We start from the raw sequence: 15580 nt of genomic DNA, 5'->3' as shown, positions 1-15580 counted from the left end.
ATCAAGGTTGATAGCCAGACTCACGAAGAAGCATTCCGTAATCATTCTCCTTCATCAAATCAACTAAGGTAAATCCTTCATGTTTGTTCATGTACTGCTTTACAATTTGTAAACCAAGCCAAATTCCAGTTCTAGAAGGTGATTCTTGTGGCATTCCTGGAGTAAAAGGACCATCGTTTATATATTTAATAATGGTTCTGTAATCAGTGCTAAACAAATGTTTTTGTTCGATAACATATCCCCACATCAACTCCTGATTTTCAACGCACCACTCAAACTCTGACTCTGAATATTTCAAAATATCTGATTCATTCTTGTCTGGCATCATCGCCTGAACAAAGTATCTTATTTTCCCCTGATAGATCATGTTACTGATTAGATCATCTTTTAGGGGTTGAAAAGGAAATTCGGTTAAGCCATAAGCCAAAACAACATCTTGCGAAATGCGCTCAGGAATCATATTTTCCCTAGCATACATTGGTGTACCCAGATAAGAGTAAAACTCACAATCTTCACCCAAATATTTATCTAAACTAATACCAACCAAATTTTCAGCTACAACTATCGATTGATTAAAACCTGAAATTTGAGCATAAAAATTAGGAACTGGTTTGCTTGGATAATAATACTTCAAGTACTTAAATGCATCTTTTAATTCACTCTCCTCTTTTTCTAAAGAAGGAAATGCTTCCGAAACTCTATTGGCTACCAAAGTCATTGTGGAATCATTTAAAAACTTGTTTAAATATTCCATATAATTTGGATCATTAGAATCTCCTAAACCAATTACTTTATTACTGTACATTGGTAACACATCAATATATCTTTTCCTTAACTGATTAATATCTGGATTCTGCTTCAAGGCAAAAAGCTCTTGATCAAATCGTAGAATCTTAACTTCTAATTGGATATCTGATGTATCAGGTTTTTTAGGACCCGAATTGCACGAAACAAGAAAGGTGAATAGCAGAATTAAAATATTCCTACTTATATTTTTATAGTAATTCAAGTACATTCTTCTGAATTAAATGAGTGCTAACTGTAATTGTGTTTCTCAAAAATATTAAAAATAAGTTAAGTGAAGATTATTGTCCCCTAATATTCTCAAAACAATAATTTCACATCTGAATCTATATTGCTGATCAGAGAAATATCTATTCCCTATTTCGAACACTAAATTACGTCTCGATCAAAAGAATTCGGATTCTTTACCCGATTACGATGTGTTAGACGGCATTTTATTCCGATATATAGAAAAAAATATGTCTTCGGAAGAAATAATTCAATAAGATTTCGAAGCTGAAATCGTATCAAAGACCATTCGAATGGCAAACATGAATGAATACAAAAGATTCCAAACAGCACCTGTTTTACGCGTTTCATCGAAGGCTTTTGGCTTTGATCAAAAAAATACCTTAGTAGAAAAACACTATCCAATGGGTATAAACACCTATAAAATAGCATGTTGTCGAACATTACGTAAATAATGAAATTTTTCTTCATTCGTTTTCTCATTTCATTTCATTTGTATACTTTTGAAGTGTTTTAAAACATACAATGTATTTTAATTTGATATTCCACTTTGTGTATGATTGAGAATGATAGAAAATCGAGAGAGGTTATTTGTGGGGAGGTAATAAACCACCCAAATTCAGTATTTAATGTTCTCACTCCAGAAGAAAAAGAAACGCTGCAACACAATATGAGCTGTAGTTTTTTTAAGAAGGGTGAATACATTTATAAAGAAGGAGAAAAGCCACTCGGTCTTATCTGTTTATCAGATGGTAAGGTTAAAATTTTCAAAGAAGGAGTTGGTGGTCGTGAGCAGATTGTACGTATGGCTAAACCAGTAGGTTTCATCGGTTATAGAGCACTTTTTGCTGAAGAAAACAATATCGCTTCAGCTGTTGCAATCGAAGATTCAGTGACTTGTACGGTAAGCTATGAGATGATTTTGAAGCTTATTAAAACAAATTCAGAACTTTCTTTAAGTATTATCCGATCTTTTGCTACTGAACTGGGTTTCTCTAACAACAGAACAGTAACACTTACTCAAAAGCATATTCGCGGACGTTTGGCTGAATCTTTATTATTCCTTCGTGACACTTACGGTTTCGAGGATGATGGCACAACGATTAAGGTTTATCTTTCAAGAGAAGATATTGCAAACCTATCAAACATGACCACATCTAATGCGATCAGAACACTATCTACATTTGCTAGTGAAGGGGTTATTGCTATTGATGGACGAAAAATCAAAATAATAGATAAAGTAAAACTTGATAGAATTAGCAAACTCGGTTAAAACCTGATTTTCGAAAATATACAAAGCCATCTCGTTAGGGATGGCTTTTCGTTTATATTAAAAACTGATGGTAATATTCAAATGCTTGTGTTAGGGATAGAAACGGATACCCCACAGCGAAGAATGAGTGAGGAGTAGAAGTGAATAGCCCGCCACGAGTTTACGAGGGGAACACCCAAAATATTTTATTCCTGAAAGTAGATCCGTTTTACACGACGAGAAATTGTTGTCAGAATTTCATAAGGAATGGTATCCAACTGCTCAGCCAGCTTGCTAACCAAATAGTCGTCACCAAAAATAGTCACAGCATCTCCTTCTTTAGCGTTCACATTTGTGAGATCGATCATACTCATATCCATACAAACATTGCCAACAACCGGAACTAATTTACCGTTCACCACTACCTTGCCAACTCCATTACTGAGTTTTCTATTAAAGCCGTCGGCATAACCTATTGGAATTACGCCAATGCGTGTATCGCTCTGCAATTGGCCTTTTCGACCATAACCAACCGTATTCTCTTTTGCGACTTCTTTTATTTGAGAGATCGTGGTTTTTAAACTGCTTACATTCATTAATTTTTCTTGATGTGTAGCACTAACTCCATACAGACCAATTCCCAAACGAACCATATCAAATTGTGCCTCTGGGAAGCGTTCTATTCCTGCAGAATTCAAGATATGTTTATCGATATGATAAGGGAAGTGCTTTCTGATTTGTTCGCTCCACAGATTGAACAAATCGATTTGCTGAGCTGTAAAATCATCGTGTTGTGACTCATCTGCTCCTGCTAAATGTGAAAATATTGACTGAATGAAAAAGTGGTCGTTATCCTTAATGGTATCGCCCAATTGTGCCAAATCATCCTCCACAAATCCCAAGCGATGCATTCCCGTATCCAATTTGATGTGGATTGGGTATTTTTTCACTCCATTTCTTCGCAATGCCTTCTCAAAATCAGCACAAATACTGTGGTTGTATATTTCTGGCTGCAGGCGATACTCAATCATCGTATCGAAACTATGAGGCTCTGGATTCATCACAATTATGGGAATTGTAACGCCAGCATTTCGCAGCTCAACACCTTCGTCTGCAATGGCTACTGCCAAATAATCAACCCGATGATATTGCAATAAATTTGCGATTTCAGTAGACCCACTTCCGTAAGAAAAAGCTTTCACCATAACCACCAATTTAGTGCTTGGCGTAAGCAATGAACGAAAATAGTTTAGGTTGTGCACCATGGCACTCATATTCACCTCCAAAACGGTCTGATGGGCCTTATATTGAAGAACATTAGATATTCTTTCAAAATGAAATGGCCTCGCTCCTTTGATCAGAATGAGTTCATTTTTGAATTGATTTCGATTCAAATCTGCAAGAAACACATCGGTTGACCGATAAAAAGATGTATCGCACTTAAACATTTTAGATTGAGCTGAAATTGCCTCTCCAACACCAATCAATCGATCTACTTTTTTTTGTTCAAGCATTTTGGCAACCAAAGCATACAATTTTTTATCACTGTATCCCGACTGCAATATGTCCGATAAGAGTAAAGTTGTCTTCTTATCTGTTTGTTGTTGATTTGCTAGATCTAAAGCGATTTCTAGCGATCCTAAATCAGAATTATAATAATCATTAATCAGCGTACAATCATTAATTCCTTCCTTTATTTCCAATCGCATTGCGATTGGTTCTAATTTCTGAATTTGCTTGCTTATAATTTGATCTGAAACCCTAAGACTTTGCAAGCAGAGATAACACAATATTGCGTTATCAACTGATGCCCTATCGGTAAAAGGGACTGTGATTATTTTTTTTTCATTAAAAGATTTTAGTTCAAGATGCGTTTGACCACCTGATATACGCTCACTAACTACTTTTAAGTCTGCAGGATGTTTTCGCGACCAAGTAATATTATTTTTCTTATTCCCATATTCTACTTGCAGGGCCTTCCCGATTAGAGGTTCATCCGAACAATAGATAATGCTTTCGCAAGAAGAGAATAATTTAATCTTCTCTTTTAATTTATGAAGTTTGCCTTTGAAATTTTCGTTATGCGCATCGCCCAAGTGTGTAAATACACCAATAGTAGGTTTAATAATTTCTGCCAAACGTTCCATTTCACCAGTCTGTGAAATTCCAGCTTCAAAAATTCCCATTTCAGCATCGGCACTCATATTCCAAACCGATAAAGGAACTCCAACCTGTGAATTATAGCTTTTGGGACTACGAACGATAGAATAGGATTCGTTCAACAATTGGTACAACCATTCTTTCACAATGGTTTTTCCATTGCTTCCTGTTATGCCAATTACCGGATAGGTAAATTTTTCTCTATGCTGACAAACTAGTTTTTGAAGTGCCAATAAGGTATCGTCTACTAGTACAAATGCTGCATCAGGACAATCAATAGAATTGGTACTCTCCGATTCACTAATTACAAAGGCTCGAACACCTTTTTGATACAAATCTGCTATATAAGAATGCCCATCGTGTCTTTCACCTACGATTGCAAAAAAGAGCGATTCCTCTGGCAATTGTAAAGCTCTACTATCAATCGATAAGGAAGTAATTTTAACATTTACATTCCCATAAATTTCACCTCCAACAAGAGAAGCAATCGATTCAATAGTGTACAATTGAGCAGAAGTCATTTTGCAGCCATTTATTTATTTGAAGTATCCTGATAAATTTTCTGGTAACAGTTTCTACAAAGAGGTTCATACTCGCTTTTTTCGCCTAACAAAACCAACTTATCAGCTTCTGCTAAACGATGAGAGTAATTTGCTAAATTTCCGCAACGCATACAAACGGCATGCACTTTTGTGACATATTCTGCTGTTGCCATTAAAGAAGGAATTGGTCCGAATGGATTTCCTTTAAAGTCCATATCTAAGCCAGCTACAATCACACGAATGCCTTGATTGGCCAATTCGTTACACACTTCAGCTAAACCTTCATCGAAAAATTGTGCTTCATCAATACCAACAACATCTACATTACTTGCAAGCAATAAAATATTTGCAGAAGTTTCAACAGGAGTTGAACGAATAGAGTTAGAATTATGAGAAACCACTTCATCTTCAGAATATCTCACATCGATATGAGGTTTAAAAATTTCGACCTGCTGACGTGCAATTTTAGCACGGTTTAAACGACGAATTAATTCTTCAGTTTTACCAGAAAACATTGAACCAACAATTACTTCGACCCAACCATTTTTTCCAGCTCTATTTATATCATTCTCAAGAAACATGTAGACAACTTTTAGCTTATTTTACATAGATACACAAAAATAGGAAAACACTTTCAGACTTACCTTACTGTGTTGATAAACTTTTGAACAATACTTTGCAGAAAGAAAGCGTTTTTATCTAATTGATGCATCACACAAGTACATTATACAAAAAATAGCTTTACTTTTGTACATTAGAATTTCATATTCTAATTACTCTAAAACCTTGCTCATGGACAGTAAATTGGTCATTCAACTTCTTAAAAGCAAAACATGTGAAATCCAAAATCTTTTGGATCATTTTGCTGATAAACCTCTCGAATTAGAGGGTGGAATAGAATTATTAGAGTCGAGAATTAATGGATTATCTCAAGATTTTGAAATTCTTAAAAGAAATATTGAACCAGCACCAACTCATCAAGTAAAAGAAATTAATGAGCCTGTTGCGAAAAATATTTCTGAAACTGAACTGAAACCAACAGAAATCATAAAAGAAGAGAGCAAAGAAATTGAAAAAATTGCTCCACCTAAAGAGGAAGTCCTCTCTCTTGAAGAAAAAGAAATAACAGAAATAGAAAACAAGGAAGAATTTGAGATGCCAATTGTTAATGACCATGCTCAGGCTGAACCAATAAAAATTATTAGTGAAAAGTTATCGGCCCAAAAACTTTCAGATATTCAATCGGCCATAGGTATTAATGATCGTTTTTTATTTACGCGAGAATTATTTGAGAATAATAGTGAGGCCTATCATTCTGCCATTTCATTCGTAAATGAGGCTACTAATTTTGATTCCGTTATGAGTTGGGTTAAAAATGATCAAAATTGGGACCTTGAAGATCCAACAGTTGTTCAATTCCTTGAAATCACAAAAAGAAAATTTTAAGCATGTCTAAATTATACCTTATTCCTACTCCAATTGGGAATTTAGAAGATATTACACTAAGAGCTTTACGCATATTAAAAGAGGTAGATTTAATTCTAGCCGAGGATACTAGGACATCTGGCTTTCTTTTAAAACATTACCAAATTTCGAAACCTCTTCATTCTCATCATAAATTCAACGAGCACAAAAGTTCTCAACAAATTGTCGATAGAATATTAGCAGGACAATCTATTGCATTAATTTCTGATGCAGGTACACCAGCCATATCCGATCCCGGATATTTCTTGGTAAAACATTGTATAGAAAATGATATTGAAGTAGAGTGCTTGCCAGGCGCAACAGCATTTGTACCAGCACTGGTTAATTCCGGACTTCCTAATGAACGCTTTTGTTTCGAAGGCTTTCTTCCTCAAAAGAAAGGTCGACAAAACAAACTAAAAGAGCTTAGTGAAGAACAACGAACAATGATTTTTTATGAATCTCCTCACCGCTTAGTTAAGACTTTAACACAGTTTGCTGAGGTATTTGGTGAGGAACGAAAAGCTTCTGTTTCCAGAGAAATAACCAAATTACACGAAGAAAATGCAAGAGGAACCTTAACCGAATTAGTAGCTCATTTCTCGGCAAAAACAGTTAAAGGCGAAATTGTAATTGTACTTTCAGGTAAAGTTATTGAGAAAAAGAAGAAAGAATATATTAAGAAAGACCGTCTTTAAACAGTGAGCAGTGAACAGAGAACAGTTAGCCATGAACAAAATTACGCAAGTTCAACTGATAACTGAATTTAGTCTTCGTGTGAGAATTTAGGGCAAGAAATTGCCTTATCGCCAAGTTTCTTAACTTTTTGACGTCGTTTTAACTTACGAATTTCTCTAGGGTTAGAGTAATTGTAATTATAGGTAAGTGATATCTCTAGACCTCCACGATTAGAAGAAGCTGCTTGTAAATCTGAAATATTAACATCGTAACTGATCATCAGTTTTAAACGTTTTTTCTCATATCCAAAGGTTGGAATAATATCCTGTGTAAATCGATACCATAAACCGTAGTGAAGAATGGTTCCTTTTTCTCCATACAACATCATGAAATTTGCACCTGCAATCCACTCATTGGCATCTTTTTCTGTTGTATGCATTATCTCAGGCTTCACATACAATCGTGGCGTTAATCTTGACTCTACACCTCCGTGCCAAGCAAAGCGTCTCTTCAGATTGTTTGTAATCTCATAGAAGGACTCATTTGGTTGGTTCAAATGACTAACAGCAACCCCCATGAAGTATTTTGATTTCCCTCTAAAATAGGTTATCATACCTCCTGCAGAAAAATCAGCATAGAATAAAGATTGAGATTTAGGTATCTCAAAACTTTCCTCGTTAGGATCAAATATTGTTCCTGTCCACTGGTTATCGAAAACTAGCTTGTTGTAATCAACTGATTTATTTACCATCTCCACACCCAAACCGGCATGAATAAATAGTGTGTTTCCAGCGTTCAAACTTTTATTTAAGGAACCGGCAAGCATAACCTGAGTTGTTTTCAAACTTCCCTCACCTGCTTTGTCATTAAAAATCATTCCTCCAACACCAAGCCATGAAGAGCTTAACAATTGAGTAGATAACTTACCATCGATAAAAACAGCTTGAGAAACAAAAGGAGTAGTAACTGAGTTCCATTGATTACGATAATTCATCCCACCACGAAGGTTATAATCAGAATTACCAGTCAGTGCTGGATTTAACAATAATGGTACAGAATAGAATTGAGAAGAGTGCACACGTTGAGCGGAGACTTTAGAGCCACCATATAACAACATAAGTATTAGAACTATTAAACTCTTCCTCATACGCAATTTTAGGGGCTTTTTGTCATGAAAGTATCATATTAACACAATGACGAAAAAACCCAGGCAAAAATATAAATTTGGGTAATAATTGCCTATTACCCAAATTGATTTTTTTATTTTACATTTAATTTTTGGGGACAAATTATTTGGGGTTAAATATAATTAATATGATGAAACTTAACAGTAAAAATTTACTTTATTCATCAACTATATTAATACAATAGTGTAACATTTCCGCGCTTTTGCACAGATGTACCATCTAAGAAGGTTACTTGTAAGAAATAAACGTAAACATCCATATCTTGTTTTTGTCCACGGAAGGTTCCGTCCCAACCTACATCTTGTCTATTAGATTGGAATATCTTATGTCCTAATCGATTATAAATAATCAAATTCATAGCACTAATATTATTTCCTCTTACGAATAGAATATCATTTTCGCCATCACCATTTGGAGAGAATCCTGTGGCTAATCCTACAAACTGATCACCTTCTGGAAAGCTAACTAGAATAGTATCTCTACCCATACATCTTTGCTGGTTGGTAACCTCTACCCAATATTCACCAGCCTGTTCAACAGCTATGGTTTGCGAAATATCATCTGTAGACCACTTGTAAAAACTTCCATCATTTTCAGCATCCAATGTTACAATCTCACCTGCTTCAACAGTTAGGTCATCCCCTAAATCAACTATTGGAGAAGAATTAACAGTCAGCTCAATACAATCTTGTTCAACATTTCCGAATGGATCTGTTACATCAACACAGTATTTACCAGATTTATCAACAAATATTCCTTTTTCTGTAGATTCTGAAGGAATCCACTTGTAAGTAGGATCTGAACTAAATGTTCTATCAATGCTTGCTTCAAGATAAACTCTATCACCTTCACAAATTTCAATATCACCACCTAAATCAACAGAGAATTTATGACCATCTCTTCTATCAACACTAATCTCTCCAGCTTTCTTACATCCAAATTCATTGGTTACTTCTACAGAATATATATTCTCGTCAGTAACAGTTATTATTTGGCTGTTTTCACCTGTATTCCAATCGTAAGTAGAACCTGGATTACCTGCATCTAAATCTGCTGTTTCACCATCATACAATACGATATCATCTCCTAAATCAACAATTGGTAATGCATTAACAGTTACTTCTATTTCATCTGTTTTTTCATTGCCTGCACCATCCATTAATGTCACAGAATAAATACCAGATTCAGTAACTGTTAAGGTTGATGTTGAAGCTCCATTGGACCATAAATAAGTATACGTTTGAGATATTGTTGGATTTGGATTTAAAATAACTTCATCGCCAACACAAATATTCATATCCTCTCCAAGATTAATGGCAAACATATCATTCACACTCGAGATGATAATCTCATCAGTTCCAACACAAGAATTTGAATTTGTAACTTCAACACTATAGGTAGCACTTGTACCTACAGTTATAGTTTGATCAGTATCTCCAGTAGACCACAAGTAAGTCATTCCAGCATTTCCGGCATCCAATACTTTCGTTTCCGAATCAGCCAAAACATAATCTGGACCAAGATCTACAACTGGTTTATTATATACTGTAACATTTACAGTCGCAGAAGAAGATTTTCCTGTATCCGAATCTGTTGCTGTTACAGAATAAGTTCCATTTTCAGTAACTGATAAAGTAGAACCTGTAGATCCATCTGACCATAAGTAAGTATAATTACCATCAAAATCGATAGTAGGAGTCAATGTTGCACTTTCTCCTTCACAAATTTCTATATCACTACCCAAACTAACAACAAATGACTCAACTAATGTTATATCTGCATAAATTGTATCTCCTGCACAATCAAAAGCTGTACGTTCAATTAATTTAATTTGATAATCACCTAATGTTGTTCCCCATTGTACATCAAATGTTAATTCGCTGTGGAACTTATCACTTAGCTTCTTAGTTGATTCAGATATTACTGTAGCTCCAGTAGGAACAAATATTTCGTAATTTTCGTTCTTTTCAATTGTAGCTGTATAGGTTTGAATTGTTCCTGCCTGAATTACTGGAGTAAAATCTCCAAATAAAGTATTCGGAAGAGCCAATACATCTACTTCTAAAGTTTGATTTGGTAAATCTTCAGCAACTGCAATTCCTGATAGTGTCTTTGCTTCCACTAATAAGATTTCAGCTCGATGAGTTTTACCGGTTGTATTCGGAATTTCTAATTCGAATTCAAATTCATTAACATATAATTCATCTGCTCCGACTGGCATTTCAGCAGGTGCACGATCAACAGAATATTTAAACGTCCATGGTTTCGGTCCAGTATATTTTACTGTAATATTAATCTTACCATTTCCATCACCACCGTTGTTTGCTGCACAAACATATGGTACCTCTAATTCATCAAACTCAGCTGTTGGGGCAGCGCCATCAACAACTACTAGCATGATTAATGCATCTCCAAAACAATGTGTTCCTAAATCCTCTGGATATACCTTAACTTCATATGTACCTTCCGTATCAAATACATAATTATCAGATTCAAAAGTTTTTGAAGCAAGATATGCCACAGAACCTTTAGATGTATGCGTTACTGACCAATGATATGCATAGCCAGCAACTTCCTCCACCTTAAAATTAAGCGAAGTTCCTTTAACTACATACTGCTGCGCCACAGCAGCCAATCCTCCAAGAAGGATGGCTATTGCAGTAAGCAGTGTTTTATGTAGTAAAGTTCTTAACATCTATATTTTATTAAAATTATTTAAAACGCAATTGTTATTTTATTAGTTAAGCGTAATTGCACCTGAAATTGTTGGCTTAGAATGAACAGTAACACTTCTTGTATTATCGGCAACATCAGGATCAACTGTCACAGTACCTCCATCAGAAGTAGTCGCGCTAATCAATTGAATACTTACAGTTTCATCACCACCTGATACATTTTCCCAATCATCGATAGAAATAGTTCCACTTGCAGCCATTGAAACATTTTGAGTTGTTTTAGTTCCATCAATTGCAGTAATTTCATACTCTAAATCAAATGGTGCAACTCCGCCAGTAAATTCAACTGTAAAATTACTTGTCGTAATAGCTCCACCTAATAGAGGAGAACAATCAATAACAGCATCATTTGCTGGTGCATTAGCAAACATTACAGTAGCTGCTCCTACAACTTCAATTTCAGATGTTCTTGTTTCAGTTAAACAGCCGTTAGCATCGGTTCCAAAAACTGTTAAATCAAAGGTTCCTGCCGCATCCCAAACTATTGTTATGGAATTTCCGGTTTGAGCCACTAAATCAGTACTTGTACCTCCTGTTGTAGCCCATGTGTATGTTACTCCTGCAACAGCATCAACATTATAAGTATGAGTCGTGTTGATAGTCACCGTTTGATCTTGTGCATTAGCAGTTCCCACAAATGCTATTAAGCTAATAAATAGTACTCCAAATATTTTAGTCAGTTTCATAGTAGTTTAGTTTAATTGTATCGTTGATATAATAGGTTTCTTATAAATTTCTCTTGTATGTACTTCTTGACCAGGAACTATTTTCAAAATCCCTCCATAACTATTGGTCGCACTTGTTATGCTTATATGATTTGTTGTATCATTAATTTCATTTTCAATAATGCCCACCACTTGGAGCATTTTATCTGCAAAATTTACAATTGCAGTTCGATCAGCAGTATCTCCATCTAATCGATAGTTAACTGTAATCGGGTATTGTGATTCTGGCAACTCGGTACCGGAATTAAACATCGCTACCAATTCTGTAGCAAATTGTGGATCAGTATCAGCACAATCATCTGATGTTAAATTTTTAAATGCAATTGTCGCCTCATTTCCAAACACCTCTATAGGTATTGCTCTACGAGAAGAACAGAAATTAGTTCCTGAATTAAACTCCTCTACAATTGCATAATATTTCCCCTCATTTAAAAAGGTAATGTCAACTTCCGCGTTTTTAAATTCTCCCCCAACAAATAAAAAGTCATCATCCCCACCTAATCCATCATTGTCAGCTAAAAGAGCATCTTTTTGATCTGCCCAATCAGTTACTTTATAAACATTCCATTCATAAGTATTCCCAACATGATTTGTTATTGTAAGTTTATGCGTACTTCCAGGCAATATTACATACGGACTCTGTGCCTTAGCAGAAGCCAAAGCCATCATTGTAAAGACAATGACAATCAGAATTTTATGTAGTATACCTTTTAACAAATCTTTCTATTTTTTATGTTTGAATTACCTTCCCGGATCGAAATCCGGGAAGGATTCTATATGTAAGTCAACAAACTTTACAATATTTAGTCAATAGTAATCACATTAGTTTCTGGTGATGCTGTTATTACGAATGATTCTGATGTGTTATTAGCTAAGTTAGCTCCATCTTCATTTGTATTTCCAGCACCAGTTGTAATAAATGCATCAGTAGCAACAAGATTTAAAGTAATATCACTTGCTGGCGATACACCTGGTGTGTTAGCTGTAACAACAGTTAATACAACTTCAGACGTTCCTAAAGCAACTGCAACATCAGAACCAGTTACTGTCCCTCCAGCTGAAGACGTAACTGTTGAAGCTACAGAAGTCGTGAATTTAAATCCCCAAGCCCCTGTTGTCCATGGCTGCGTATCAGTTGTCATTTTCACAGTAAAATAACGAGTCGTAGTTCCAAAATCAACAGCAGCATTTGCTATAACTTTACCACTCATATCATTACAATCTGTCAATGCAGCTCCCGTAATCGTTGCTCCAACATTATCAGAAGCAATCACTGCCAAATCAAGAGCACTAGCAGAAACTAAAATCTGTAATCTTCTTAATGTTGTACAGGCTCCTGCAGCATTTGCTTCAGTTACCTCTACATAAAAAGTACCCGCTTGTAACCACTGGATATCTGTAGTATTGATATTAAGTCCATTATCTGCAGTAGTGAAAGTGAAATCAGTATTATCAACAGCTGCTGTTGTACCATCCGCTTGATAAACAGCCCAAGTATAGGTGTTGCCAACGTGATCTCCTAAATGCACATTACTACCATCTACATTTGTTTTGAATTTATGTACCGAACCTACTGCATGAGTAGCATCCTGTGCGTATGTTCCAAATGCAATTAAAGAAATTGCAAGAACTAGAGTAATTTTTAATAATCTTTTCATGATATATTAATTTTATCAGAGTTTTTAATTAGTCAGTTGTAATACCTGTAGTTGCTGGAACAGCATTCACAATATAAGTGGCAACATCATTTGCTGCATTACTATCTGGCGTTCCTAATTCATCTTGTCCATTAGTAATAGTAAGTGCAATTGAAATATCTGGATCTTGTCCGTTAGTGCCTAAAGTGTTTTTATTTGTGCTATACACAACCGTTATTGTTTGGGAAGCAGTGTTTGCAGGAACGTTAATTGTACCTGTCAGTGCAGCCGCTCCATTTACAAGAACACCAGTTACCTTATCTGAAGTTGCAATGTCGCTAATAGCGTAATCAAATGACCATGTTTTTGTTGGGTCACCACCTGCCATACTAACAGTATATTCTCTACTGGTTGTACCAAATACATCATCTGTATTATTTCCATCTGCAGAAATATCTACAACTGGATTTGAAACTGTCGCACAATCAGTAGCAGCCGATGCTAAAGCAGTAACAACATCAAATGTATTTGCAGTCACAGTAACAGAAATCTGACGTGTCGTTGGACAAGCTGGAGTAACATCAGTTCTAGTTTCAACTACTTGTAAAATATATGTACCAGCAACTAACCATTCTACATTGGCAGTAACTCCATCGGTAGCACCAATAAAATTATATTCTGCACCAGCAGAACCTGAGGTTACACTCCAAGCTAAAGTTGTTCCTGCTATACTACTTTTTGTGATAGTATATGGGTGTGTTGATCCTACATAAGGAGCAATACCTGTATTTTGTGCTTGAATATTAGTAAATACTAATACTCCAACAAAAACCATTAAAAGTTTAAAAAGAGATTTCATATCGATTTATTTTATGCTATTAATATCCAATTACACTTGTATTTGGCACTCCGTAAATAGTAACACTATTTGCACTAACATCACCAGCAGGATTGCCAAAACTATCCTTCACATCAGTAATTTCTACTGTGAAAATTTGATCACTACCATCAGCAGTATTAGTTAAAGAAATTATTAGATCATAAGTTGCACCTGTCGCTGCAACATCATCACCTGTAATTTCAGAAGCTAACCCATTTGTTGTATAATCAAATGTCCAATTTTCCGATCCATTTGTTTTAGTTAGAGTGTAAGTAACATCAGTGTTTCCAGTTGACCCTGTCGCACAACTCTCAGTAATCGTAGATCCTGAAATCGTAGCATCAGCAATTGCAACACTAAAGTCAGCATCAACTATTACAGTTAAGCTTTGTGTGGTAGAACAAGTTGCACCTGTATGACTCTCCGTTTCTGTGAAAGTCATGTTGTAAGTCCCTGGTTTCATCCAGACTACTGTAATTGAAGCTGAAGTTAATGATCCTGCAGTAACACTCCAGTCAGTGCCTTGCGTTCCCGATATGGCCCATAATAAACCATTACTTCCACTCTCTGGAGTAACAGTATAAACGTTTGTTGCCCCAACACTCTGATTATCCGTCTGACCAGAGGCGGTATATCCAAGGAGTAGGAAGAAGCATACGCTTAAAAGTTTTGTAAAATTTGTTTTCATGTTGACTATATTTAATTTTTAATAAATTATTCCTGATGGAATCGGCTTATGATTTACCGAAACCGTGTATGTTCTAACATTTGAAACATTTCCACTAGCATCCAATACTCTAAAATGAACAGTCGAGACACCTTCCGGAAAACTATAACCTGAAGGATCAGCAGATGATACTGCTCCCATTGCTTGAACACCATAAGCATTTGCAAAGGAAGAATTAGGTAATTGTATACTATATTGAACAACAAAAGTTGCAGAACAATTATCTGTATATCTTGAAGATTGAAGATCCATTCCTGTAAAACTCTTCACCTGTGGCAAAACACTTTCATCCTCCGCGCAATCAACAATTGCAAGGTCTGATAAATCAGCAAGAACAGGATTTGTAATATCAGTAATAACAACATTTTGATTAACCACAATTGAATTACCATTTCCATCATCAAACGTCCAAGCTATTACATGAGTCCCCTGAGTATTATAAGTCAATGGATCACTAGTTGTTCCTGTAATTACACCTGAACAATTATCCGTTGTAGTTGGTGCTACAGCAGTAGCTGTACACTCACCGGTTGCATCTGCCAAAACAGGAGCTACTGGAGC

General features: G+C 35.6%; 14 protein-coding genes. 3 read left to right on the top strand and 11 right to left on the bottom strand.

All coding sequences use genetic code 11. From position 1 onward, the window contains the following. Position 1: 1 nt before the first annotated feature. Positions 2-1015, bottom strand: coding sequence for a gliding motility lipoprotein GldB (gldB, locus tag L3049_RS11770; RefSeq protein ID WP_275110017.1), 1014 nt, complete (start codon positions 1013-1015; stop codon positions 2-4). 573 nt (positions 1016-1588) lie between these two features. Here gldB and L3049_RS11765 point away from each other — a divergent pair. Next, the gene (locus L3049_RS11765) at positions 1589-2305 is read left to right on the top strand and encodes a Crp/Fnr family transcriptional regulator (protein WP_275110016.1); all 717 of its coding nucleotides are present in this window, start codon (positions 1589-1591) and stop codon (positions 2303-2305) included. A gap of 185 nt (positions 2306-2490) precedes the next feature. Here the strand turns inward: L3049_RS11765 and L3049_RS11760 are convergent, their stop codons facing one another. Continuing rightward, positions 2491-4965, bottom strand: a complete 2475-nt coding sequence (locus tag L3049_RS11760) for a bifunctional UDP-N-acetylmuramoyl-tripeptide:D-alanyl-D-alanine ligase/alanine racemase (RefSeq protein ID WP_275110015.1) — start codon at positions 4963-4965, stop codon at positions 2491-2493. Between the two features lie 11 nt (positions 4966-4976). After that, a complete protein-coding gene (locus tag L3049_RS11755; RefSeq protein WP_275110014.1) occupies positions 4977-5567 on the bottom strand; it encodes a thymidine kinase in 591 nt (196 codons plus the stop codon). A 211-nt stretch (positions 5568-5778) separates the two neighbouring features. On the opposite strand from L3049_RS11755, the gene L3049_RS11750 reads away from it, so the two are divergent. Beyond that, on the top strand, positions 5779-6432 hold the full coding sequence (locus tag L3049_RS11750; RefSeq protein WP_275110013.1) for a hypothetical protein: 654 nt from the start codon (positions 5779-5781) through the stop codon (positions 6430-6432). 2 nt (positions 6433-6434) lie between these two features. Next, the gene (gene rsmI / locus L3049_RS11745; RefSeq protein WP_275110012.1) at positions 6435-7148 is read left to right on the top strand and encodes a 16S rRNA (cytidine(1402)-2'-O)-methyltransferase; all 714 of its coding nucleotides are present in this window, start codon (positions 6435-6437) and stop codon (positions 7146-7148) included. Positions 7149-7216: 68 nt separating this feature from the next. On the opposite strand, the gene L3049_RS11740 is transcribed toward rsmI, so the two are convergent. From L3049_RS11740 to L3049_RS11705, 8 genes are all read right to left on the bottom strand, one after another. Beyond that, complete coding sequence (locus L3049_RS11740) at positions 7217-8275, bottom strand: PorP/SprF family type IX secretion system membrane protein (RefSeq protein ID WP_275110011.1); 1059 nt, start codon at positions 8273-8275, stop codon at positions 7217-7219. A 212-nt stretch (positions 8276-8487) separates the two neighbouring features. Continuing rightward, entirely contained in the window at positions 8488-11010 is a 2523-nt protein-coding gene (locus tag L3049_RS11735) for a T9SS type B sorting domain-containing protein (protein ID WP_275110010.1), read from the bottom strand. 42 nt (positions 11011-11052) lie between these two features. Continuing rightward, the gene (locus tag L3049_RS11730) at positions 11053-11736 is read right to left on the bottom strand and encodes a hypothetical protein (protein ID WP_275110009.1); all 684 of its coding nucleotides are present in this window, start codon (positions 11734-11736) and stop codon (positions 11053-11055) included. Between the two features lie 6 nt (positions 11737-11742). Next, on the bottom strand, positions 11743-12492 hold the full coding sequence (locus tag L3049_RS11725; protein ID WP_275110008.1) for a hypothetical protein: 750 nt from the start codon (positions 12490-12492) through the stop codon (positions 11743-11745). A gap of 86 nt (positions 12493-12578) precedes the next feature. Then, complete coding sequence (locus L3049_RS11720; RefSeq protein ID WP_275110007.1) at positions 12579-13433, bottom strand: hypothetical protein; 855 nt, start codon at positions 13431-13433, stop codon at positions 12579-12581. A 28-nt stretch (positions 13434-13461) separates the two neighbouring features. Beyond that, entirely contained in the window at positions 13462-14271 is an 810-nt protein-coding gene (locus L3049_RS11715) for a hypothetical protein (RefSeq protein WP_275110006.1), read from the bottom strand. 19 nt (positions 14272-14290) lie between these two features. Then, positions 14291-14980, bottom strand: a complete 690-nt coding sequence (locus L3049_RS11710; RefSeq protein ID WP_275110005.1) for a hypothetical protein — start codon at positions 14978-14980, stop codon at positions 14291-14293. 18 nt (positions 14981-14998) lie between these two features. Then, on the bottom strand, positions 14999-15580 hold a 582-nt coding region (locus L3049_RS11705), incomplete at its 5' end, for a hypothetical protein (RefSeq protein WP_275110004.1).

Origin of the sequence: Labilibaculum sp. DW002 (assembly GCF_029029525.1) — a bacterium.
GTDB classification, from domain to species: Bacteria; Bacteroidota; Bacteroidia; order Bacteroidales; family Marinifilaceae; genus Paralabilibaculum; species Paralabilibaculum antarcticum.
The sequence above is the reverse complement of the archived record's forward strand: the minus strand, read 5'-3'. Positions and strand labels throughout refer to the sequence as shown.

Bases quoted from the DNA above. Each gene is read 5' to 3' on its own strand.
- gldB (WP_275110017.1), bottom strand. From the start codon at position 1,015: ATGTACTTGAATTACTATAAAAATATAAGTAGGAATATTTTAATTCTG.
- L3049_RS11765 (WP_275110016.1), top strand. From the start codon at position 1,589: ATGATTGAGAATGATAGAAAATCGAGAGAGGTTATTTGTGGGGAGGTA.
- L3049_RS11760 (WP_275110015.1), bottom strand. From the start codon at position 4,965: ATGACTTCTGCTCAATTGTACACTATTGAATCGATTGCTTCTCTTGTT.
- L3049_RS11755 (WP_275110014.1), bottom strand. From the start codon at position 5,567: ATGTTTCTTGAGAATGATATAAATAGAGCTGGAAAAAATGGTTGGGTC.
- L3049_RS11750 (WP_275110013.1), top strand. From the start codon at position 5,779: ATGGACAGTAAATTGGTCATTCAACTTCTTAAAAGCAAAACATGTGAA.
- rsmI (WP_275110012.1), top strand. From the start codon at position 6,435: ATGTCTAAATTATACCTTATTCCTACTCCAATTGGGAATTTAGAAGAT.
- L3049_RS11740 (WP_275110011.1), bottom strand. From the start codon at position 8,275: ATGAGGAAGAGTTTAATAGTTCTAATACTTATGTTGTTATATGGTGGC.
- L3049_RS11735 (WP_275110010.1), bottom strand. From the start codon at position 11,010: ATGTTAAGAACTTTACTACATAAAACACTGCTTACTGCAATAGCCATC.
- L3049_RS11730 (WP_275110009.1), bottom strand. From the start codon at position 11,736: ATGAAACTGACTAAAATATTTGGAGTACTATTTATTAGCTTAATAGCA.
- L3049_RS11720 (WP_275110007.1), bottom strand. From the start codon at position 13,433: ATGAAAAGATTATTAAAAATTACTCTAGTTCTTGCAATTTCTTTAATT.
- L3049_RS11715 (WP_275110006.1), bottom strand. From the start codon at position 14,271: ATGAAATCTCTTTTTAAACTTTTAATGGTTTTTGTTGGAGTATTAGTA.
- L3049_RS11710 (WP_275110005.1), bottom strand. From the start codon at position 14,980: ATGAAAACAAATTTTACAAAACTTTTAAGCGTATGCTTCTTCCTACTC.